This window comes from Martinezella sp. CNPSo 3795 (genome assembly GCF_057784475.1).
In genome coordinates, this window is sequence record NZ_JBXSOQ010000002.1 from 60,455 (window position 1) to 81,450 (window position 20,996).

12 protein-coding genes are annotated in these 20,996 nt (G+C 60.0%); 2 read left to right on the forward strand and 10 right to left on the reverse strand.

Features of this window, described 5'->3' with window-relative positions; genetic code table 11:
- Positions 1-26: 26 nt before the first annotated feature.
- The 9 genes from AC13QY_RS05215 to AC13QY_RS05255 form a co-directional block, all read right to left on the reverse strand.
- Complete coding sequence (locus AC13QY_RS05215; RefSeq protein ID WP_152094378.1) at positions 27-230, reverse strand: hypothetical protein; 204 nt, start codon at positions 228-230, stop codon at positions 27-29.
- Positions 231-798: 568 nt separating this feature from the next.
- Entirely contained in the window at positions 799-1,740 is a 942-nt protein-coding gene (locus tag AC13QY_RS05220) for a LysR substrate-binding domain-containing protein (protein WP_488492788.1), read from the reverse strand.
- A gap of 72 nt (positions 1,741-1,812) precedes the next feature.
- Entirely contained in the window at positions 1,813-3,201 is a 1,389-nt protein-coding gene (argH, locus tag AC13QY_RS05225; protein WP_488492789.1) for an argininosuccinate lyase, read from the reverse strand.
- A 48-nt stretch (positions 3,202-3,249) separates the two neighbouring features.
- Positions 3,250-4,611 carry an MmgE/PrpD family protein gene (locus AC13QY_RS05230; protein ID WP_488492790.1) on the reverse strand — a complete coding sequence of 454 codons (1,362 nt, stop codon included), beginning with the start codon at positions 4,609-4,611 and terminating at the stop codon, positions 3,250-3,252.
- Positions 4,601-5,500, reverse strand: a complete 900-nt coding sequence (locus AC13QY_RS05235) for a polysaccharide deacetylase family protein (protein ID WP_488492791.1) — start codon at positions 5,498-5,500, stop codon at positions 4,601-4,603. The genes AC13QY_RS05230 and AC13QY_RS05235 overlap by 11 nt, the downstream gene beginning before the upstream one ends.
- The gene (locus tag AC13QY_RS05240) at positions 5,497-6,369 is read right to left on the reverse strand and encodes a polysaccharide deacetylase family protein (RefSeq protein ID WP_488492792.1); all 873 of its coding nucleotides are present in this window, start codon (positions 6,367-6,369) and stop codon (positions 5,497-5,499) included. The genes AC13QY_RS05235 and AC13QY_RS05240 overlap by 4 nt, the downstream gene beginning before the upstream one ends.
- A gap of 129 nt (positions 6,370-6,498) precedes the next feature.
- Positions 6,499-7,329 (reverse strand): ABC transporter substrate-binding protein, encoded by an 831-nt coding sequence (locus tag AC13QY_RS05245; RefSeq protein ID WP_488492793.1) that lies wholly within the window; start codon positions 7,327-7,329, stop codon positions 6,499-6,501.
- 39 nt (positions 7,330-7,368) lie between these two features.
- On the reverse strand, positions 7,369-8,130 hold the full coding sequence (locus AC13QY_RS05250) for an amino acid ABC transporter ATP-binding protein (protein ID WP_488492794.1): 762 nt from the start codon (positions 8,128-8,130) through the stop codon (positions 7,369-7,371).
- The gene (locus AC13QY_RS05255; protein WP_488492795.1) at positions 8,130-9,014 is read right to left on the reverse strand and encodes an amino acid ABC transporter permease; all 885 of its coding nucleotides are present in this window, start codon (positions 9,012-9,014) and stop codon (positions 8,130-8,132) included. The genes AC13QY_RS05250 and AC13QY_RS05255 overlap by 1 nt, the downstream gene beginning before the upstream one ends.
- Before the next feature lie 482 nt (positions 9,015-9,496).
- Here AC13QY_RS05255 and AC13QY_RS05260 point away from each other — a divergent pair, with 482 nt between their 5' ends.
- Positions 9,497-10,288: an SDR family NAD(P)-dependent oxidoreductase gene (locus tag AC13QY_RS05260; protein WP_488492796.1), complete on the forward strand. Its 792-nt coding sequence runs from the start codon at positions 9,497-9,499 to the stop codon at positions 10,286-10,288.
- A 952-nt stretch (positions 10,289-11,240) separates the two neighbouring features.
- Here the strand turns inward: AC13QY_RS05260 and AC13QY_RS05265 are convergent.
- Positions 11,241-11,534, reverse strand: coding sequence for a hypothetical protein (locus tag AC13QY_RS05265; RefSeq protein ID WP_488492797.1), 294 nt, complete (start codon positions 11,532-11,534; stop codon positions 11,241-11,243).
- 486 nt (positions 11,535-12,020) lie between these two features.
- On the opposite strand from AC13QY_RS05265, the gene AC13QY_RS05270 reads away from it, so the two are divergent.
- Positions 12,021-20,513: a glycoside hydrolase family 94 protein gene (locus AC13QY_RS05270; RefSeq protein ID WP_488492798.1), complete on the forward strand. Its 8,493-nt coding sequence runs from the start codon at positions 12,021-12,023 to the stop codon at positions 20,511-20,513.
- The last annotated feature ends 483 nt before the right edge of the window (positions 20,514-20,996 follow it).

The following is a 20,996-nucleotide window of genomic DNA, read 5'->3' on the forward strand; positions in this document are numbered from 1 at the left end:
GCGAGGGCCGCGCCCGAGCGTGCGCCTCAATCTCCGTTTTCCTCCGCCCGGAGCTGATCGATGGCATCCAACGCCTCGTCCGCCGACCATCCCGCACGTAGAGCCGCGGCGACGAGGCGGACCTCCACTTCTTGCTCCAGCTTGAGAAAAGAAACCTCAAGCGCTTCCTTTGCCGTGAGGACGTGATCGTCGGGTGAGATAACGTCAGGAATTCTTGCAGTCTTTGGCACGGCGCTCTCCGTCAAATCGAGGGACAGTTTTCAACTGTTTCAATTCCGCGCTGGGCGGAATTGTTCCGTTTCCGCGTTTGTCCGTGGGTAAAAGAAGTCTGGCTTGAACAAACTACTCCGAAGCTCCCAAAATGTTCCACTCGATAGACAACTCGCCGGGGAATATGAGGTCGGCGATTGACGAAGCCTCTGGGCGGGCGGCGAAATGGCCAACGGCGACCATGCGCTAAGCTGGCGAGGAAATAGAGGAACACACCTCTTTCAATGGTCATCAGGAACTTTCCGCATGGTGCCTCGTTCTGGCACTGGAAGGGCTCCCCGCCTTCCTTTCGGTTCTCCTGACCGACGCCGATAGCTGCTCGCTCGCGGCTATCGGCATTCCCTCAATACAAGGATGCGGCATCACGGATACCCTGAAGACCAATGATCCCCAGTTCGCTTGCGCTCCTTGGCCCTCCCCCTGCCCTTGTCTTCGGCGAACCAGCGGTCGATGCGTTTTTTTGGGTGGCACGGCCGGGCATGAACTAGGCATTGCGCCTGTCGCTGCATCGCGCGCGGGAAACGGAACTTACGATGACGTCTCGGCTCGATCTCCGCCAAAGCCGTCCGAGCTCGCGCTGCAGGCGTGCCTCAGCCAATCCGAAAAGGCGCGCACTTTCTGGCGCGCTTCGGCGCGGGCCGGCCAGAGTGCGTAGTAGCCGTAGCCGCTGTCGATGATCCGCTCGAATGGAGCAACCAGCTCGCCGCTTTGGAGATCCTGGCGCGAAAAGGCAAGATCGCCCATTGTCACGCCATAGCCGCTCGCAGCAGCGGTCATCGCGAAATCCTGCGTGTCGAAGACTTGATGACGGGCCGCCTGGAACGAATAGACGCCTTCGGCCTGCAGCCAAAGGGTCCAGTCGCTATGGCGCGGATTGGAATGCAGCAGAACGCAGTTCTGCAGGTTTTTGACCGCGGGCGGATCGCCCAGTTTCGATAGAAACTGTGGCGAGCACATCGGCGTCAACTGCTCCCGCAATAGCGGCAGCACGTCCATTCCGGGCCAGTTACCATTACCGTAGGTGATCAGCATGTCGATATCGCCGACCGAAAATGTCGGCCTCAGGAACCAGGCGGTATCGATATTGATGTTCAGGTCCTCGTGATGCCTGTGGAGATCCGGCAGGCGCGGCAGGAACCATTTGCGCGCGAAGGTCGGCGGCATGCGGATGGTCAGCGAGCGCACTGTCGTTCGCGTCGCCTCGAACGAGGTCTTCAGCGACGCCAGCAATCCGTCGACGATCGGAATCAGCGCCATGCCGCGCTCCGTCAGCGCCACCTTGCGGGTGTGGCGTTCGAACAGGCTGCAGCCGAAATAATGCTCGAGCTGCTGCACCTGCCGGCTGATCGCGCTCTGACTGAGGTTGAGCTCCGCCGCCGCCGCTGTGAAACTGCCCGTTTCCGCGACAACGGAAAAGGTCTGCAGGGTCTGCAGCGGCGGCAACCTGTTGTGATCGAACCTTGGCTCCATTCCCTACCCGGCTTCTTTGCTGTCTCGAACGGCAAGCATTAAAGCATGTGTATGGAATGGCAACCGATCCGCTCAGGCGATCGCCCGACGCACGGTCTCGATGGCTTGCCGGACCCTTCGCGGCGCCGTGCCGCCCTTGTGGTCGCGGCTAGCAACCGATCCCTCGACCGTCAGCACCTCGAAGACATCCTCGCGAATACCAGGCGCAAAGGCCTGCATCTCGGCAAGGGAAAGCTCCGAGAGCGTCGGAAGGGCCTTGTCGCGGGCCGTACCGACGATCGCGGCGACCGCATGGTGCGCATCGCGGAACGGAACGCCGGCGCGGACGAGATAATCGGCAAGGTCGGTTGCGGTCGAATAGCCTTGAGTAGCGGCCGCGAGCATTCTTGCGTGCTTGACCGTGATGGTCGGGATCATTTGCGCCGTGACGCTGACGGCGGCGCGGACGGTCTCAAGCGTATCGGTCAGCGGCGGCTTCGATTCCTGCTGGTCCTTGTTGAAGGCAAGCGGCTGGCTTTTCATGAGCGCGGCCGAAAAGGCGAGATTGCCCATGACGCGGGCGGCCTTGCCGCGCACCAGCTCGGCCAGATCCGGATTGCGCTTCTGGGGCATGATCGAGGAACCGGTGCAGAACTGATCGCCGACCTCGATGAAACCGAACATCGGCGTGCACCAGAGAATGACTTCCTCGCTGAAACGCGACAGGTGCCCCATGATGATCGAGCCGGCGCTGCAGACATCGACCACATAATCGCGATCGGAAACGGCGTCGAGCGAGTTGGCGAAGGAGGTAGAAAAGCCAAGCTTGGAGGCGCTGTATTCAGGATCAATCGGATAACCGGTGCCCGCAAGCGCCGCCGCGCCAAGCGGCGAAATGTTGAGCCGTTCGCGTGCCGCGCCAACCCGGTCGAGATCGCGCAGGAACATTTCGACATAGGCCATCAGATGATGGCCGAAGGTGACGGGCTGCGCCACCTGCAAATGCGTGAAGCCGGGCATGATCGCATCGGCATGTTTCTCAGCGAGATCGACAAAGGCGCCGATCAGCGTCTTGAGATCGCCGGCGAGAAGATCCAGTTGCTCGCGGGCATAGAGACGAATGTCGGTCGCCACCTGGTCGTTGCGCGATCTTGCCGTGTGCAGCTTCTTGCCCGCATCGCCGACAAGCGCGATCAGCCGATCCTCGACATTGGTGTGGACGTCTTCGAGTTCGGTCTTCCATTCGAAGGCACCTGAACGCATCTCTTCGGCCACCTTGTCGAGACCGGCCTGAATCTGCGCGTTGTCCTCCGCGGTCAGAATGCCCGCGCGCGCAAGCATCTCGGCGTGGACCTTCGATCCGGCGACGTCGTGCAAGGCGATACGCTTGTCTTGATCAAGGCACTCATGAAAACTCTCGAAATCCCTGGCGACGGCCTCCTTGAACAGCGGCGACCATGTGACTTCTTTCTGATTCCTCATCGCGGTCTTCCCTTTTGAACGAATGCCGCCCTCCTCCGGGCGCACTCCCTATTGAAGCAGCGCCAGCAGGCTGCTGGCGTCGGTCTGATTTTCGAGATCGAGAACGAAGTCGCTGAGGGCGTCGACCCTTGATGCCGGCAGCACCATGGCGGCAAGCGCGGCATATTTGCCGATCAGTCGCTCATCACTCAGCGGGTTCTGTGGGCCTCCAAGAGGAAATTCGACGACGAGCTGATGCCGTTCGCCGGATGTCGTGACGATGGTGATCGCCGGCTCGTCCTCGTCCTTCATGGAGGGATCAATTCGCACCGTGATGCGATCCATCAACGGGCCGATCTCCACGGCCGACCACGCGGGCTCCTCAAGCTCGGCCAGAAAGACCTTGCCGTAGCGCAGCCGGGCCGCCAGGGCATAGGGCAAGCTCATCTGGGCCAGCGCGCGCGACTCGATGATCTTGCCGCCGCACATGCCATACTGGAAGCCGCTGATATCGACCTCGATGGCGGCGATATCGTCGGGCTTGAGACCATGACGTTGTAGCATGATATCAAGCGCATCGATGCCCGCATGCGTGCCACGGCAGGTGGCATGCGGCTTGATCGAGCATCGGTTCAGGCGCCAGTTGCGTCCGAAGTCGCGGATCAGCGCCTGCGGATCGCCCTTGCCGGCGCCGAAAGTCGCAAAAAAGCTGCCCCAGCGCTCCACCTCGAAGACGCTATCAGGCCCCTCGAATCCCTGCCGTGCGAGATAGGCGGCCATAAGCCCGCCTTCGGCGGCGCGGCCGGCATGAAGCTTCTTGGTCGAGCTGCCATTGTGGATGAAGGCCCAGGTTCCACCAGCAAAGGAGCAAGCGGAGCCGAGAGCGGAGGCCATTGCATTGACATCGAGGTTCACGATGCTGCCGACGGCAGCGGCAGCGCCGAATGAACCGCAAGTGCCCGTCGAATGCCAGCCGAGACCGTTGTGCTCTTCATATCCGCCGACCGCCTCCAGCACACGACGGCCGACTTCATAGCCGAGCAGGACGCTGCGCAGCAGCTCGCTGCCGCTCACTGGCTGACTTCGATCGCCAAGCGCGGCGAGCACAGCTGGAAGGACGACGGCGCCGGAATGATCGCAACCGCCGCTGTCATCAAGCTCGTAGGCATGGGCGGATACGCCGTTGACGAAGGCGGCTGTCCTTGCGTCCGACGCAATCGGTCGCCCCCATATTGCGGCATGACCGGTCTGGGCCTTGATATCAAGCATCGCCACGACCGCATCGGTTTCGCGAGAGGCCGAGCCGGCGATGGCAGCTCCCAGCGTATCGAGAATATGGAGCTTCGCCTTGTGAATGGTCTCGGGCGGAAAAGCTTCATAGCTCGTCGAGCAGACAAGCTCCGCCAGTGCCTGTGTCAGATTATCGCTCACGGGGCCGTTCCTCATCGACATAGGCTTCGTAGACATTGATCGGGTGATCGCCCGGTGCGGCAAGGCCCTTATTGGCATGCCAGCGCGCGACATCCGCCGCCGTCGCCAGCCACACGTCACCGAAGCTTGTGATATGGGCGAGCAAGGCCTCGACGAGCGCGATCCGGCCTGGCGTGCCGGTCCATTCCGGGCGAAGCTGGATGACATAGCAAAGGCCGTATTTGCGGTAGGCATCGAACTCGGCGATCCAGTTGCCAAGAACCGCCTCATAAGACGGAATGCGGCTTTGCCCTTTTGGAAAGGCCGGGGTAAAATTGAACTGGAAATAGGGCCGATCTTCCAGCTCGATGTGAACCGGGATCTCCACCAGCGACGAGGAATGGCTGTAGGGCACATCGTCTCCGTTCAGCGATGCCGACCAGGTATATCCCGCCTCAACCAGTAGCCGGTCGAAGTGATGCGGCCAGTTGCCGGCAGGCAACCGGAAGCCGGAAACCTCATTCGATGCGATCCCGCTCAACCTGTCACGGCTGCGCTTGAGTAGGTCCACGGCGGCAGGCGCATCCATCGCATCATAGCGCTCGAAATCCCAGCCGTGGCTCTCGATCTGATGGTGTGGCGCCACGATATCGCGCAGCAACCGTTCGTGTTTCTCCGCAACGATGCCGGGCACGAACCAGCTGGTGGATATGCCAGCATCGGCAAAGGCGTTGCAGAGACGCTCGACGCCGCGCGCGGCGCCATATTGCCAGACCGAAAAGCTCTTGCTGCGCCCTTTGAGATCAGGCGCCTGCACGACGGCATCGAGCCCATCGTCGAAGATCACCGAGACGACCGCCGCGCATGTCTTGCCCTGTGGCCAGAAACCTTCAAATGCCGTGCTGCTCATGCGGCCTTCTCCGGATGTTGTGCGATCCACCACTTTGCGATTTCGGCGCAGTGTGTCGCCCAGACGCTGTCGCCATGGCTGGTGATCGCCTTGAACAGACCCTCGAGGATCGCAAGCCGACCAGGTTTGGCGCAGACTTTCGGATGCAGGATCGTCGTCCAGCAGAGCCCTTCGCGGTGGTAGCCTTCGAATTCGGCGCACCAGTTCCTTTGAACATCGGCGTAACTGGAGATGCGGTCGAGGCCGATGGGAAAATCAGGCTCTTCGCTGTAGGCGAGCGCGGTATAATCATCGATATCCCAGCGGCCCGGAATCTCGACCAGCCCACGACCGAGCGATGCCGTGTGAAAGTAAGGCCTGTCGTCGCCGCGCATAGAGCTCGAATAGATGACGCCGAACTCGTGCAGCAATTGCGCGGTCTCGTCACTCCAGTCGCCGGAGGGCGTGCGGAAGCCGACCGGCGTCACACCCATGCGGCTTTGAAAGATGTCGCGGGAGCGCCCCATGATGTCGAGCTGCTGCTGCCGACTGCAGTCGATGAAAACCTCGTGATGGTGGCCGTGATAAGCGATCTCATGCGCATCCCGAAGGATGCGTTCGCATTGCGACGGCCAATGTTCGACCACCCAGGTCGGCACGAAGAAGGTCGCTTTGAGCCCATGAGCCGCGAGCAGATCGAGAAGCCGCGGCAATGCCCGCCACGGACCATAGGCGCCTTGCGTGAAATAGCGGGGATTGGAGAGCAGCGAGCCGTCAAGCATCGCATCGCCCGTTGGGCCATCGACATCGAAGGCAAGCGCCACAGCCGATTGCCGGCCTGCCGGCCACAGGCTTGGTCTTGCCGATTTGATTGCACTCTTCGCAGTCATGGGACTCTGCATGCGCTTCAAGGTGTTTTGGGACGCAACCATCCATCCGCGGGCGCTGAGACGCCCCGGCCGATGACTGCCTACGATGGAAAGGGAAGCGCCGCTCTTATCGCGGCGCTTCTTCAAGCTTTACTTGACGCCGTTGATCACGGCTTTCGGAACGGCATTGTGGATGAGGCCCCACTTCTTGAGGATCTCGTCATAGGTGCCGTCCTTGATCAGCCCGTCGAGAGCACCGGCAACCGCATCGCGAAGCGCGGTGTGGTCCTTCTTGAAACCAATGCCAAATGTATCGTTGCTGAGCAGCGGCTCGCCGACGAGCGTGTAGGTGTTCGGCTCGATGTGCATCTGATAGGCGATCGTTTCGATGCCCTGCACGACCGCGTCATAGCGGCCCTGCTTCATGCCGAGCCGGGCGGCGTTCGAGTCCGCCGTTCCCTCGAACTTGATGGCGGGCTTGCCCTTGCCTTCGCAATTCTCCGCGCTCCACGCCTTGACGTTATCACCGAAGGAGGTGCTGCGGCTTCCGGCAACTGTCTTGCCGCAAAGGTCGGTCGCCTGCTTGTAGGTCGCGGCATTGGCGTTGACGGTGAAGAGGATCGGGCCGCTGGTGATGTAATCGACGAAGTCCATGCTGGCCTGGCGCTTCACGTTGTCGCTCATGCCGGAGATGATCATGTCGGCGCGGCCGGTCTGAAGGCCGCTCTGCAGCTCCTGGAAGGCGGAGGTCACGAACACGGTCGTCAGGTTGAGCTTCTTGGCGATCGCATTTGCCAGGTCGACGTCGAAGCCATCGATCGTGCCGGTATCCGGATTGACGAACTCCATGGGCGGATAGATCGGGTTGGTCATGATGCGTAGCTCGCCGTCCTTGATGAGGTTCAGGCTCGAGTCCGCGGAGGCGGCGGTGGCCGCGAGCGAAAGCAGGGCCGCCGAAACGGCGAGACGAATGAGTTTCATGCGATTGTCCTCTGATGATCTTGCTTCGGGTTTTTCTTGTTAAAGCACCGCAGAGATGAAGTTCTTCACTCTGGGATTCCTGGGGTTTTCCAATATGTCGTTGGGCGTCCCGGTTTCGACGATCATGCCGGCATCCATGAAGACGACACGGTCGGCGACCTCTCGGCAAAAGCCGATTTCATGGGTGACGACGATCATCGTCGTCCCGGAGGCGGCAAGCTCCTTCATGACGCCGAGGACTTCGCCGACAAGTTCGGGATCGAGTGCCGAGGTCGGCTCGTCGAAGAGCATGGCCTTCGGTTTCATGGCGAGTGCACGGGCAATGGCGATGCGCTGCTGCTGACCACCGGACAATTCGCCTGGATAGGCGCCCGCCTTGTCGGCAAGGCCGACACGCCGCAGAAGAACGCGCGCCTCGGCGAGGCACTCCTGCTTCGGCCGCTTCTGCACGCCGACCGGACCTTCGATGATGTTCTGCAGGACCGTGCGATGCGGGAAGAGATGAAACTTCTGGAAGACCATGCCGACGGCTTGCCGCTGGCGGGCGATCTCCCGATCCGGCAGCGGAAAGAGCCGATTGCCCTCGCGGCGATAGCCGGCGATTTCATCTTCGACCGTGACATAACCGGCATCGATCTGTTCGAGCTGGTTTATGCAGCGCAGGAAGGTGCTTTTTCCCGAACCGGAAGGTCCGATAATGCAGACGACTTCGCCTTTCTTGATCTCGAAATCGATATCCTTCAGGACATGAAACGTGCCGAAGTACTTCTGCAGGCCGTGCGCCTTGATGGTCGCGTCCATCAGCTTGCCTCCCCGGTGAGAGCCTGGTTGGCCGCCTGCTGGGCGCCCGCATCCCGCCTGCCCCAGCCCTTGGAGAAATGCCGCTCGATATAGATCTGTGCGATGCTGAGGATGGTGACGACGACCATGTACCAAATGGCGGCGACGATCAGCAGTTCGATGACCCGCGAGTTGACATAGTAGATGTCCTCGACGTTTTTGAGCACTTCCGAATATTGAATGACGCTGGCAAGCGAGGTGAGCTTCACCATGCCGATGGTTTCGTTGCCGATCGGCGGGACGATGACACGCATGGCCTGCGGCAGAACGATCTTCAGCGTTGCCCGCAGTTTCGTCATGCCGATCGACTGCGCTGCTTCCATCTGCCCCTTGTCGATCGACAGAAGGCCGGCGCGCACGACTTCGGCGGTATAAGCCCCCTGCTGAATGCCAAGACCAAGGAGGGCGGCAACGAAGGGTGTCATTACATCGACGGTGCGGAGCGACCACAATCCGGGAATGCCGATCGTCGGGAAGATCAAGGCAAGATTGAACCACAGGAGAAGCTGCAGCAGCGCCGGCGTGCCACGGAACAGCCAGATATAGCCGACCGAGATGCCGCGCAGAACCGGATTGTCCGACATGCGCATGATCGCGGCAACGACACCGAGCACGATGCCGACGATCATGGCGCAGAAGGTCATGATGATCGTGTTGCCGACGCCCGCCATGACGGCCCTGGTGAACAGGTTCTGTCCGACATATTCCCAGGCGATATCGCCCTTCCAGAAGGCTCTCGCCAGAAGAAGAAGCAGGATGACGCAAATCGCCGCCATGATCTTCGTGCCGATTTTTCGCTGCGGCACGATCACAAGCGCATTCACGTCCAGTGGCGCTGAATTCATCAAATTTCGATCCCCTGAGCTCGTTGGTGAGCTTCCGTTTTCTAATGGGAAAAGCTTACGTTGCTTTTGAATTCGGCCACAAACGAGATTTGAACATGCAATTTATGCGCCTTCCGCATAAATCCCGGCATTCACCAGGACGCGACGCCGTCTCGCTGCCTTTAACAGAGACGCGAGGAACGACCGATGCGAACAATCTGATCAACCCATTGACGGCAATGCCATACCGGTGCTGTTGCTGACCGGAAGAAGAAGCCGAGGCTGAATGGCGGCACCATGGAATGAGGCAGAGGATCTCGCACGATCGCTTACGGATAATGCGTTGATCGTCATATCCCATCGGCGATCGCTACCAAGGAAGTGCGCTGGTCAATCAACCGGATCCGTCGTAGGGTGGCGGTTCTCAAAGCAAATAGCCTTCCCTTGCGAAACATGCTTATTCCGCGTGCTCTTCCTGTTATATCTCTCATTGGAGAACCCTCATGAACCTCGAGCTTGACGGTAAACTGGCTCTGGTCACCGGCAGCACCGCCGGCATCGGTCATGCCATCGCGGCAACTCTCCTTCGCGAAGGCGCCCATGTCATCGTCAACGGACGAACCCAAGATGCGGTTGATCGCACGGTCGCCGAACTTGCCGCGATCGGAAGTGGCCACGTTGACGGATTTGCCGGCGATCTTGGAACCGAGGCGGCGGCCGATGCGGTCACGAAGCGCTTCCCAAACGTCGAGATCCTGATCAACAACCTTGGCATATTCGAACCCAAGCCATTCGAAGAAATTCCCGATGCTGACTGGCGACGTTTCTTCGATGTCAACGTGCTTTCGGGCGTTCGTCTCGCTCGTCTTTATCTGTCGTCGATGCGCCGGCATAACTGGGGGCGCATCATCTTCATATCTAGCGAAAGCGGCGTGCATATTCCTGCCGAGATGGTGCATTATGGTGTGACCAAGGCGGCCCAGATCGCGGCAGCGCGCGGTATCGCCGAATCCGTTGCCGGCACCGCGATCACGGTCAACAGTGTGCTGCCTGGTCCAACGAAGTCGCGCGGGGTCGAGGATTTCGTCGCAGCGTTGCCCGGATCCGAAGGAAAGAGCTTCGCGCAATTCGAGACCGAATTCTTCGAGAAAATCCGGCCAACTTCACTGATTAAGCGCTTCACAACGCCCGAAGAAATAGCAACCATGGTCGCCTATATCGCGAGCCCGCTTTCCTCGGCCACCAATGGCGCGGCGCTCAGGGTTGATGGCGGCGTGGTGAAGAGCGCGTTCTGACCGTCACGGCGAGAATGCATTGCGCTCGTGAGCAGCTCATCGGCACTCCACCGACCTGAGCTTCAGCACTTGAATGGACTGCAATCATTGCTTTTCATGGTGCATGCCACCAAAAATGGCTTTCGTCATGAAAGCTGACACATCGAAGCTCGGCGCCAGCGGACGTGGTGCCCTGTTGTCGAGGCTCCACGTGTCGGCTCACGAGCCAATGAGGCCGTTGGATCAAGGCGTGCGGTCGAATGCCGGAGCTGATTGATCTATCGTTATCTCATACGCGTAGCGGTAGAATCATGGATAGGAGGACAGACATATTCGTCGGCCATTTGCAAAGAATGATTTCGCGGCATTGCAATAGTTGATAACGCACTGCAATATAGCTGTCACAAATCTGTGCAGTTAGGGTTCCGCGCGATGAGGATTTGTATTTATAAGTCGGAAAGAGCACCTGAGCTCACCCTCCTGCTGCGAGAGGGATTGCCTCTCCCGCACGACACGAAGATAGACAAATGGACCAAAATCAAGGTGGTCACCGATCGGGAAATGAGATCAGACCTTTTGATTGAGATTGGCGGTGCCGGATATGCGTTGGTGCGCCTTGGCGCGACTAAAGCCAACAGGGGCCACCTTTCGGTCGTATTATCACCAAACGACCGTGGCGCGAATTAAGATAGCCAGCGCGTTCACGTTGGAACTTACATGCGTCCGATCCGGAATTTGTAGCCGTCCGTTTCGGAGCTTCATTGCGAACGCGTGCCGACTATCGGGAAGGCACGCAGGTGTCCGGTTGGAGTCGCCTTCATCTTATTCATGCTTTTGATGGGAGTGGTGCCCTCTTTCCTCTAACACATTGTAATATCGCCACATTCTAGGTGCCTCGACGGCGTCTGCGTGGTAAGCCCGCGCAGTGGCATGAAGTTCGGCTGAAAACCGCAGGATATGCGAGGATTCCCGCCTAGAGGGCGGCTCTCAGTCCGAGGCGCTCCTCAGGTGACAGGCGACTTGCCACGGCAATCAAGAGATTGGTCAAAACATGATCATCCGCCGATCGGTTGTTTTGGCTCTGGTAGAAATCGCTGGTTACGCTGATCCGACAGGCTGTGCTCGGCGATTTGCCGTAGCTGGCAAGAAAGGTCGTGAGCGCTTCCGTCAACTCCTGATGAAGATGATCGGCTTGGGGCACGGAGGTCAACCAGGATTGCAGCTGTTTCTCCGCTCGACGCCCATCGCGTCCGGCGCGAAGAGCCACTTGCCATCTTCGGTTTGAAGAGCATACCAAGCGCGAGCATATGCCAGGCGACGCCGAAGGTCGGCGCTGCTGTCTAGCTCTGCCTTGAACCGCTCGATATTTTGAAGCACATGGGAAAGTGTCGGTGCGATTACGGACATTTAAGCTCCCCTTCTGGTAATTCATTCCTTTGTGAATTACGGGATCAAATACGCCGTCAGATTGTGTGCCAGTAGTTCAGGAATAAGATGATTTTGTTTTGCCTCTAAGGAGCTTTGCAGGAAAGCTCAGCGAGAATGGCCGATTGCTTCGAGACGGCAATTCCGACGGCCGCCAACGTCGCCGGCCCAGACAATTAATCCTGCGTTCAGGGTGGTGCGGCTAGTTAAGCGGCAATCATCGCCCCAGTTACCGTCAACTGGGGCGCTGCAATGAAGATCTCAGGCTCCGGGTTGTCGTTTCTGGAACTCTGCATTCGGGAAACGACGAGACAAAAGCGAAAGACACATGTCATCTAAAGATACTGTCAACGATTCTGCTCCAACTCCTCAGATGGCTCATCTGGATCGCGAATTCGGAATTCGCGCCACTCTCTTGTCCAACGATCAGCTGAGAGCGATGGCAGCAAAGTTTGCAGAAACTCGCACGCTTGATCTCCTAAAATTCAGTGGCTTCGATTTCTATCTCCGACACAAGGAGAACGAAAACGAGATCCTGCGGGTCTATCGCGCCGCCGCCGCGGATGTCGATGCTGGCGAAAGCATCACGCCAGCTGCCGAATGGCTGCTCGACAACCACTACATTGTCGAAGAGGCAATCCAGGAAGTTCGCCGCGACTTTCCGAAAAAATTCTATCGCGAACTGCGCAAGATCAATCTCGACGGCACGGAGGTGCCGCGCACCCTCGCGCTCGCCTGGCTCTACATGGCGCATGCGCACAGCAATATCAGCAATGCTGGCATGACCGCGGTCACCGAAGGGTTCCAGGACCGCGAAACCTTACGGATCGGCGAACTCTGGGCGCTGCCCTCGCTGGTGCGCTATGTCTTGATCGACAATCTTCGCCGGGTGGCATCGCAGATCGATAAGAGCCGCGAAATGCGCGCGGCGGCCAATGCAGCGGCCACCGAGGCAATTTCGCTCGGTGACGCCGGCGCGGCGCAATATCTGGAAACGCTCGCTGCCAATCTCGACGACACGACCTTCGTCACGCAGCTCCACTATCGTCTTCGCAATGCACTCGAACCAACAGAAGCTGCGTTGAATTGGTTGGAGGCCAAACTTTCCGCCAAGGAAACGGATGCCGAAGCCGTCATGTCGGCTGAGCAGACCCGTCTCGGCGCGGCTAATGCGCTGATGGGCAGCATCATCAAGAGCCTGCGCGAGATCAACGACACCGACTGGTCGGAGTGGGTCGAAGAGGTCAGCACCATCGACAAGCTGCTCTGGCAGCAGACGGATTATGCAGAGCTCGATGCCGGATCTCGCAACAGCTACCGCCGCCAGATCGAAAAGCTCGCGAAGCGGTCCGACAAGACGGAGATGGATATCGCCGAGGCCGCCGTGCGGCTGACCGACCGTGCAAAGAATGAGAGCAGGGACGGATCTGCAAGCAACGTTGGCTACTATTTCGTCGGCGACGGGCGCCCGGCACTGGAGGCGGAAATCGGCTTCCGACCGACGCTCGGCCTGCGGTTCATGCGGATGGTCCGCAAGCTGAACTGGCTATCGATCGCCGTTCCCGTGCTTCTCCTGACTTTGCTGGCGCTCGTCTTGGTCGAATGGGCATTCGTCGACGCGGGAATGCCGCTGTTTGCGACGATCGTCCTGCTGCTGATGTTCGCGCTCCCAGCATCCGAGGGCGCGACCGGCCTCTTCAATTTCTTCGCCACGTTCTTCATCACACCGGATCGTCTCGTCGGCTATGAATTCAAGAAGGGCTTGCCGGCGGACGCCCGCACGCTTGTCACCATTCCTTCCCTGATCGGCAGGCGTGAGCACGTCGATGAACTCGTCCGCAATCTTGAGGTACATTACCTTGCCAATGCTCGCGGTGAGATCTATTACGCGCTCCTGACCGACTGGCCGGATGCCGAGGAAGAACAGACCGCCCGCGATCTCGACGTTCTCGATTATGCGCGCGGCAAGATCGCCGAATTGGAATCACGTTATTCGGAAGAAGGCAGGCAGCGCTTCTATCTCCTGCATCGCCGCAGGCAATATAACCCGGCCGAAGGCGTGTGGATGGGCTGGGAGCGCAAGCGGGGCAAGCTGCACGAGCTCAACATGCTGCTGCGCGGCAGCCAAGACACGAGCTTTATCGCGGGCTTCGATGTCGTGCCGGCCGACGTCAAGTACGTCATGACGCTGGACAGCGACACGCGCATTGTTCGTGATACCGTCACGAAGCTCGTCGGCAAGATGCACCATCCGATCAATCGCCCGGTTTTCGACGACAAGAAGCAGCGCGTCGTCGATGGCTATGGCGTGCTGCAGCCGCGCGTGACGCCGTCGCTGACGACGGGCAAGGACGCATCGACCTTCCAGCGTGTCTTTTCGGTCAATCGCGGTCTAGACCCTTATGTCTTCGCGGTTTCCGACGTTTATCAGGACATCACCGGTGAGGGTACCTTCACCGGCAAGGGCCTTTATCACGTCGACGCCTTCGAAGCCTCGCTGAAGGGTCGGATCAGTGAGAACTCGATATTGAGCCACGACCTGCTCGAAGGCTCGATGGCGCGATGCGGTCTGGTGACGGACTGCGAGCTCGTTGAAGATTTCCCCATTCGCTACGAGGTCGAAGTCTCGCGTCAGCATCGCTGGGCTCGCGGCGACTGGCAGCTTATTCCGTACATTTTCGACGAGCGCCGTGGCATTACCGCGCTCGGCTGCTGGAAGATGCTCGACAATTTGCGTCGCTCGCTGACGCCGATCGCCTGGTTCTTCGCTTCCGTGCTCGGTTGGTACTGGATGGATCCTTTCGGCGCGCTCATCTGGCAGATCCTGCTGATCTTCAGCCTGTTCGTTGCTCCGACATTGTCACTGATCAATGGTATCATCCCGCGAACCAGCGACATCATCCTGCGGGCGCATCTCCATACCGTCTGGAAAGATATTGAGAATGCCAATGCCCAGGTGGCGCTGCGCATCATCTTCATCGCCGACATCGCCTGCGTCATGGCGGATGCGATTGTCCGCTCGCTCTACCGCATGTTCGTCAGCCGCAAGCTGATGTTGCAGTGGCGCACCGCCGCAAGTGCGCAGGCCATGGCGCAGACGACGATCCTCGGCCATTACAAGGTCATGTGGCGCGCGCCCCTCCTGGCCATTGTGGCGCTGGTCTTCGCCGCCTCTTCCGGCGACATCGCGTGGCTGGTCGGACTTCCCTTCGCGTTTCTCTGGGTGCTGTCGCCAGCCATCGCCTGGCTGGTCAGCCAGACGGCGGAAACCGAAGATCGGCTTGTTGTGCCCGACCACGTCCGCAACGAATTGCGCAAGATCGCGAGACGTACCTGGCGCTACTTCGACCACTTCGTCGTTCCCGATCAGCACTTCCTGCCGCCCGACAACGTTCAGCAGACGCCGCATGCGGTCGTCGCCATGCGTACATCGCCGACCAATATCGGCGTCTATCTGCTGTCGGTCATTTCGGCGCGTCGTTTCGGCTGGATTTCGTTCGAGGACGCGGTCAAGCGCATCGAACAGACGATCGAGACGGTCGAAAAGCTGGAAAAATATCGCGGCCACCTGTTCAACTGGTATCATACGGACACCTTGAAGCCGCTGGGCCGCAAATATGTATCCTCAGTCGATAGCGGAAATTTCGCCGGCCATCTGATCGCCGTTTCATCCGCATGCCGCATCTGGGCCCAGTCTCCTCTTGCCCATATCCACACCGATCTCGACGGCATCGGCGATGTCGCGGCAATTCTGCGCGAGGTGCTTTCGGAGCTTGATGACGATACGCGGTCGAACCGATCCCTTCATGACCGGCTGGACGGCCGTATCGCCGAGCTTGAAGCGGCGGTCGCGACCGGTAAACGCGAGAAGGAATTTTCCTCGGGCCTCATCGAACGATTTGCCGGGCAGGCTCGGGAAATCCGCGAACTTGCCGGAAGCCTTGACAGGGAAGTCAAGACCACGCGGAGCGAGGAAGTCGTCCATTGGGCGGAGAAGCTGGTCGAAACCTGCGAACTCCATCAGGTCGACAAGGCTTTCGATCCCGCCCAGGCACCTGATATCAGCGAAAGGCTGATCCGGATCGGCGATCGCGCCCGTGAAATCGCCTTCGATATGGATTTCAGCTTCCTCTATCGCCCGGAGCGCCGGTTGCTGTCGATCGGCTTCCGCGTCGAGACGGAAGAAGTGGATGCCGCCTGCTACGATCTACTTGCTTCGGAAGCGCGTCTGACGAGCCTCTTCTCCGTAGCAAAAGGTGATTTGCCGACGGAGCATTGGTACAAGCTCGGCCGCCACGTCGTGCCCGTCGGCACGCGCGGTGCGCTGGTCTCGTGGTCCGGCTCGATGTTCGAATATCTGATGCCGCCTCTCGTCATGCAGGAGCGCAGCGGCGGGATTCTCAACCAGACCAACAATCTGATCGTTCTCGAGCAGATGAACTATGCGCGCAAGCTTGGCACGCCGTGGGGCATCTCGGAAGCGGCCTTCAACGCCCGCGATCATCAGATGAACTATCAGTACAGCAACTTCGGGGTGCCGACGCTCGGCCTGAAACGCGGTCTCGGACAGAACGCCGTCATCGCGCCTTACGCCTCGTTGCTCGCCAGCCAATATAATCCGGTCGCGGCCCTCGAAAACCTCGAGCGGTTGCGGGCGGTCGGCGCGCTCGGCATGTATGGTTTTCATGATGCCGTCGATTTCACGGCAAGCCGCGTGCCCGAGGGCAAGCAATGCGCGGTGGTTTACAACTACTATGCGCACCATCACGGCATGTCGATCGCCGCTGTCGCCAACGTGGCTTTCGACGGCTTGCTGCGCGAACTGTTCCATGCCGATCCTGTGATCGAGGCTGCCGAATTGCTGCTGCAGGAAAAGGCGCCGCGCGATATTCCCGTCATGGCCTCGAAGCACGAAACCGACGCGCCGGCGACCATCCAAGGCGACCTGATGCGTCCGGAAGTGCGGCGCCTTGAAGATCCAGCCTCACGCGAGCGCGAATTGCTGCTGTTGTCGAACGGCCGTTACTCCACGATGCTGACGGCGACCGGCTCCGGCTACAGCCGCTGGAAAAATCTCTCCGTCAATCGCTGGCGCGCCGACCCGACCGAGGATCGCTGGGGATCGTTCATCTTTCTGCGCGACACCGCATCGAACGAATGGTGGTCCGCGACGGCGGAGCCGCGCTCGATCGCCAACGAGCATGTTCGGGTGAGCTTTAGCGACGACAAGGCGGAGTTCATCAAGACCGTCGGTGAGCTGACAAGCGAAATGGAAGTCTTCGTCGCAAGCAATTACGATGCGGAAGGCCGTCGCCTGACGATCAGCAACACCGGCACGGAAGATCGGGTGATCGAAGTGACCTCGTACATGGAGCCTGTCGCCACGCTCGATGCCGTCGATACGGGTCACCCCGTCTTTGCGCGTATGTTCCTCAAGACCGAAATCGCCGAGAATGGTGACGCGATCTTCGTCGAGCGGCAGAAGCGTGGCGTGACGGATCCCGAGGTCGCCATTGCCCATCTCATCGTCGATACGTCAGGCGAGAGCCTGCAGACACAGTATGAGACGGACCGCATGCGCTTCCTTGGGCGGGGGCGCACGCTGACGGAAGCTGCCGCGTTCGACGCAGGTGCGGAACTTTCCAATTCGAGCGGCTTCACGATGGATACCTGCCTGTCGCTGCGCCGGACGCTTCGTGTGCCGGCAGGAGAAAAGGTCAGCGTAACCTTCTGGACCATTGCCGCGGCCGAACGCACCGAGCTCGAGGCGGCGGTCGATCACTATCGCCAGCCGGAAAGCTTTGCCCAGGGTCTTGTTCAGGCCTGGACGAGAACGCAGAGCCAGCTGCGCCAGATCGGCGTCAATTCGAAGGAGGCGGCCGCCTACCAGCGCTTTGCCCGCTACATCATTTATCCCGACATGGCGCTGCGTGCCGACAATAAGACGGTCCGCGAAGGCCTCAAGTCGCAGTCCGTGCTCTGGGGCGCGACATTGTCCGGCGATGCACCACTGATGACCTTGCGCATCACCGACGAGCTCGGCACCGATCTCGTCAAGGAACTCCTGCGTGCGCAAGGCCTCTTGCAATCGCGCGGCGTCGAGGTCGATCTTGTCATCTTCAACGAGCGCACCGGCGAGGCGGCTGCCGAAATGCAGCGCACCATCGACCAGCTCTGTGACGCGGCGCGTCACGCCAGCGAGGTTGCCGGCATCCAGCGCAATATCTATGTCCTGCGCAAGGATCTGACGACTCCGGAAGCCTATGACGCCATCATCGCCGCCTCGCGCGTCGTGCTGCGCGGTCGCGATGGCAGCCTCATCGATCAGGTGCAGAAGGCCCGTTCCGTTTCCGGTTCGCCCGCGTTGCTTGGTCAGTGGGGCGATTCCACCCTGGTGCCGCGTATGGTTCGCGACACTGTCGGGACGCCCCCAGTCGATGGCAGCGATCTTGTCTTCTGGAACGGCTATGGCGGCTTTGCGGCCGATGGCAGCGAATATGTCGTGCGCCTGTCCGGCGGCGAACAGACGCCGCATCCGTGGGTTAACATCATAGCCAACGAGAGCTTCGGCTTCCATGTCTCGGCGGAAGGCGCTGCCTTCACCTGGAGCCAGAATTCCCGCGATCATCAGCTGACGCCCTGGACCAACGACATGGTCACAAACCGTCCGGGTGAGGCCTTCTATCTGAAGGATCTCGACCGCGGCTCCGTCATCGTGCCCTACGCGTCGCTCGCGCAGCGCTCGGACACGCGCTTCGAAGCCCGGCATGGCCTTGGCTACTCGATCTTTTCGACGGTTCAGGACGAGATTTCCCTGGAGGTCACCCAGACCCTCAACATGGAAAAGCCCGTCAAGCTGACGCAACTGCGTATCCGCAACGATGCAGGCGAAGCACGCAAGCTGCGTCTTTACGGCTATGCCGAATGGATTCTCGGCAACAACCCGACGAAGAGCAAGCCCTTCATCATCTCGAGCTTCGACAGCGTGAGCGGAGCGGTCTTTGCGAAAAATCCGTTCAGCGTAAGCTTCGGGACGCGTGTTGCGGCTTTTGCTGCAAGCGAAGCACCGTCGAGCGTCTCCACCAGCCGCCGCGAGTTCATCGGCCGGCACGGGACGATCCAGCAGCCGCGCACGGTTTCGGCCGGCTCGCGGCTCTCCAATGCCGTCGATCTCGATGGTGATCCCGCAGCCGCCATGGCATTCGACCTGACGATCGAGCCAGGTGAAGTGCGCGACATCTGCTTTTATATGGGTGATGCCGCCTCGCAGGAGGAAGCCGCCGCTCTCATCGCCGACATCCGCTCCGTCGGTTTTGCGGAGGTTCTAGAGAAGACGCGTGAGTTCTGGAAGAGCTTCACCGGCAAGACGCACGTCTCGACACCGGACAAGCGGCTTGACTTCATGGTCAACAATTGGCTGCCCTATCAGACCTATGGCTGCCGCATCATGGCCCGCACCGCCTTCTACCAATCGAGCGGTGCGTGGAACCTGCGCGACCAGCTGCAGGATTCGCTGGCCTTCCTGCTGCATTCGCCTGAGATCGCCCGCAAGCAGATCCTCAATACCGGCCGCCGTCAGTTCCCGGAAGGCGATTTCCAGCACTGGTGGCTGCAAGATAGCGGTGCCGGCGTTCGCACGAACATCTCCGACGATCCGGTCTGGCTTGCCTATGCCCTCGACCAATATTGCACGGTGACCGGCGACGCCTCGATCATGGACGAGATGCTGCCCTTCGTCGAAGGCGCGCAGCTCAGCCCCGGCCAGTACGACGCCTTCCTGCAGCCACGTGTCTCCGACGAGACCGCATCGCTCTACGAACATGCCGCTCTAGGCCTCGATCTCGCGATCAAGCGCACGGGCGTCAACGGGTTGCCGCTGATGATGAGCGGTGACTGGTGCGACAAGATGGATCGTGTCGGCATCGCCGGCCGTGGTGAAAGCGTTTGGCTGGGCTGGTTCCTCGCGGGCGCCTTGCGTCGCTTCATCGCCTATGCGGAAAAGCGCGGCGACACGCAACGCGTCAGCCGTTGGGCGGATCATCTTGAAAAGCTCAAGGCCGCGATCGAAACGGCCGGATGGGATGGCGAATATTATCGCCGTGGTTACTACGACAACGGCGCGCCTCTCGGCTCCAGCCAATCGGCGGAAGACAAGATCGACTCGATCGCCCAATCCTGGAGCGTGCTCTCCGGCGAGGGAGATGCCGATCGCAGCAACATGGCCATGAACGCGGTCCTCGATAAGCTGGTTGATGAGGAGGGCAAGCTCATCCGCCTGCTGACGCCACCTTTCGTCAAGCCGGTCAATGATCCCGGTGTGATCAAGGCCTACCCGCCAGGTGTCCGCGAAAACGGCGGCCAATACACGCATGCCGCCACGTGGACGGCTCTTGCCCTTGCCCGGATGGGCCGCGGCGAGGACGCCTGGCGCGCGGTCGAAATGCTGAACCCCATCAACCACGCGCTCGACAAATCGTCCGCGGAGACCTATCGCGTCGAGCCTTATGTTATCGCCGGCGACGTTTATGGAGAAGGCGACCTCAGGGGGCGCGGAGGCTGGAGCTGGTACACCGGTTCGGCCGGGTGGTTCTATCGCGTTGCAATCGAAGGCATCCTCGGTATTCGCACCGAAAGCGGACGGTTGCACATCAAGCCTGCGCTGCCGGCCGGATGGGACGGCTACTCGGCTGCGCTGGAACTGCCCAGCGGTCGATACGAAATTTCGGTTTCGAGAGTTGACGCGACTAGCGGATATTCGGTCACGATCAATGGGACCGCAATCGATGATCCGCGGGAGGGATATTTGCTCGCGGCATCGTAGGCGAAATCTTGCTGTAATCCAACCAGCCGCCGAATTGTCGAGTATGTATGGATTGGAAATTGGAGGCAGAGGCATTCAGGCCACCTCCAATTCACCAACCCCGCGCTCTTATTTCCTTCGGTGGGAGTTTATCGAATTGAGTCCGCGAGTGAGGCCAGCGGCTGTTTGACAATAGAATACCTCCGCTATCGTGCCGGGACCGCGGCCTGCCAGCAGAAAGAAGCGCCAGATGTACCGATGCGAAAACCTTGCTGATCGACGAGCGCCACCATCCGGCAGGAGGCCGGTCTCGGTAGTTGGATATTCGACTAATTCGCGCGAGCCGGTTGTCGCCGCGGATTGAAGGGCTTTCGCGGGATGCGACCTCCGCTCGGCGCGGCGTCAGCCACTGCGCGCCAATTGAACCGCAAAGCAGGTGCCGAGACCGGGAGCGTAGCCACAGGGGCAAGGCGCCGCGCCTCGCCATTCGCAAAGCCGGGGTGC

Bases quoted from the DNA above. Each gene is read 5' to 3' on its own strand.
- AC13QY_RS05220 (WP_488492788.1), bottom strand. From the start codon at position 1,740: ATGGAGCCAAGGTTCGATCACAACAGGTTGCCGCCGCTGCAGACCCTG.
- argH (WP_488492789.1), bottom strand. From the start codon at position 3,201: ATGAGGAATCAGAAAGAAGTCACATGGTCGCCGCTGTTCAAGGAGGCC.
- AC13QY_RS05235 (WP_488492791.1), bottom strand. From the start codon at position 5,500: ATGAGCAGCACGGCATTTGAAGGTTTCTGGCCACAGGGCAAGACATGC.
- AC13QY_RS05240 (WP_488492792.1), bottom strand. From the start codon at position 6,369: ATGACTGCGAAGAGTGCAATCAAATCGGCAAGACCAAGCCTGTGGCCG.
- AC13QY_RS05245 (WP_488492793.1), bottom strand. From the start codon at position 7,329: ATGAAACTCATTCGTCTCGCCGTTTCGGCGGCCCTGCTTTCGCTCGCG.
- AC13QY_RS05250 (WP_488492794.1), bottom strand. From the start codon at position 8,130: ATGGACGCGACCATCAAGGCGCACGGCCTGCAGAAGTACTTCGGCACG.
- AC13QY_RS05255 (WP_488492795.1), bottom strand. From the start codon at position 9,014: ATGAATTCAGCGCCACTGGACGTGAATGCGCTTGTGATCGTGCCGCAG.
- AC13QY_RS05260 (WP_488492796.1), top strand. From the start codon at position 9,497: ATGAACCTCGAGCTTGACGGTAAACTGGCTCTGGTCACCGGCAGCACC.
- AC13QY_RS05270 (WP_488492798.1), top strand. From the start codon at position 12,021: ATGTCATCTAAAGATACTGTCAACGATTCTGCTCCAACTCCTCAGATG.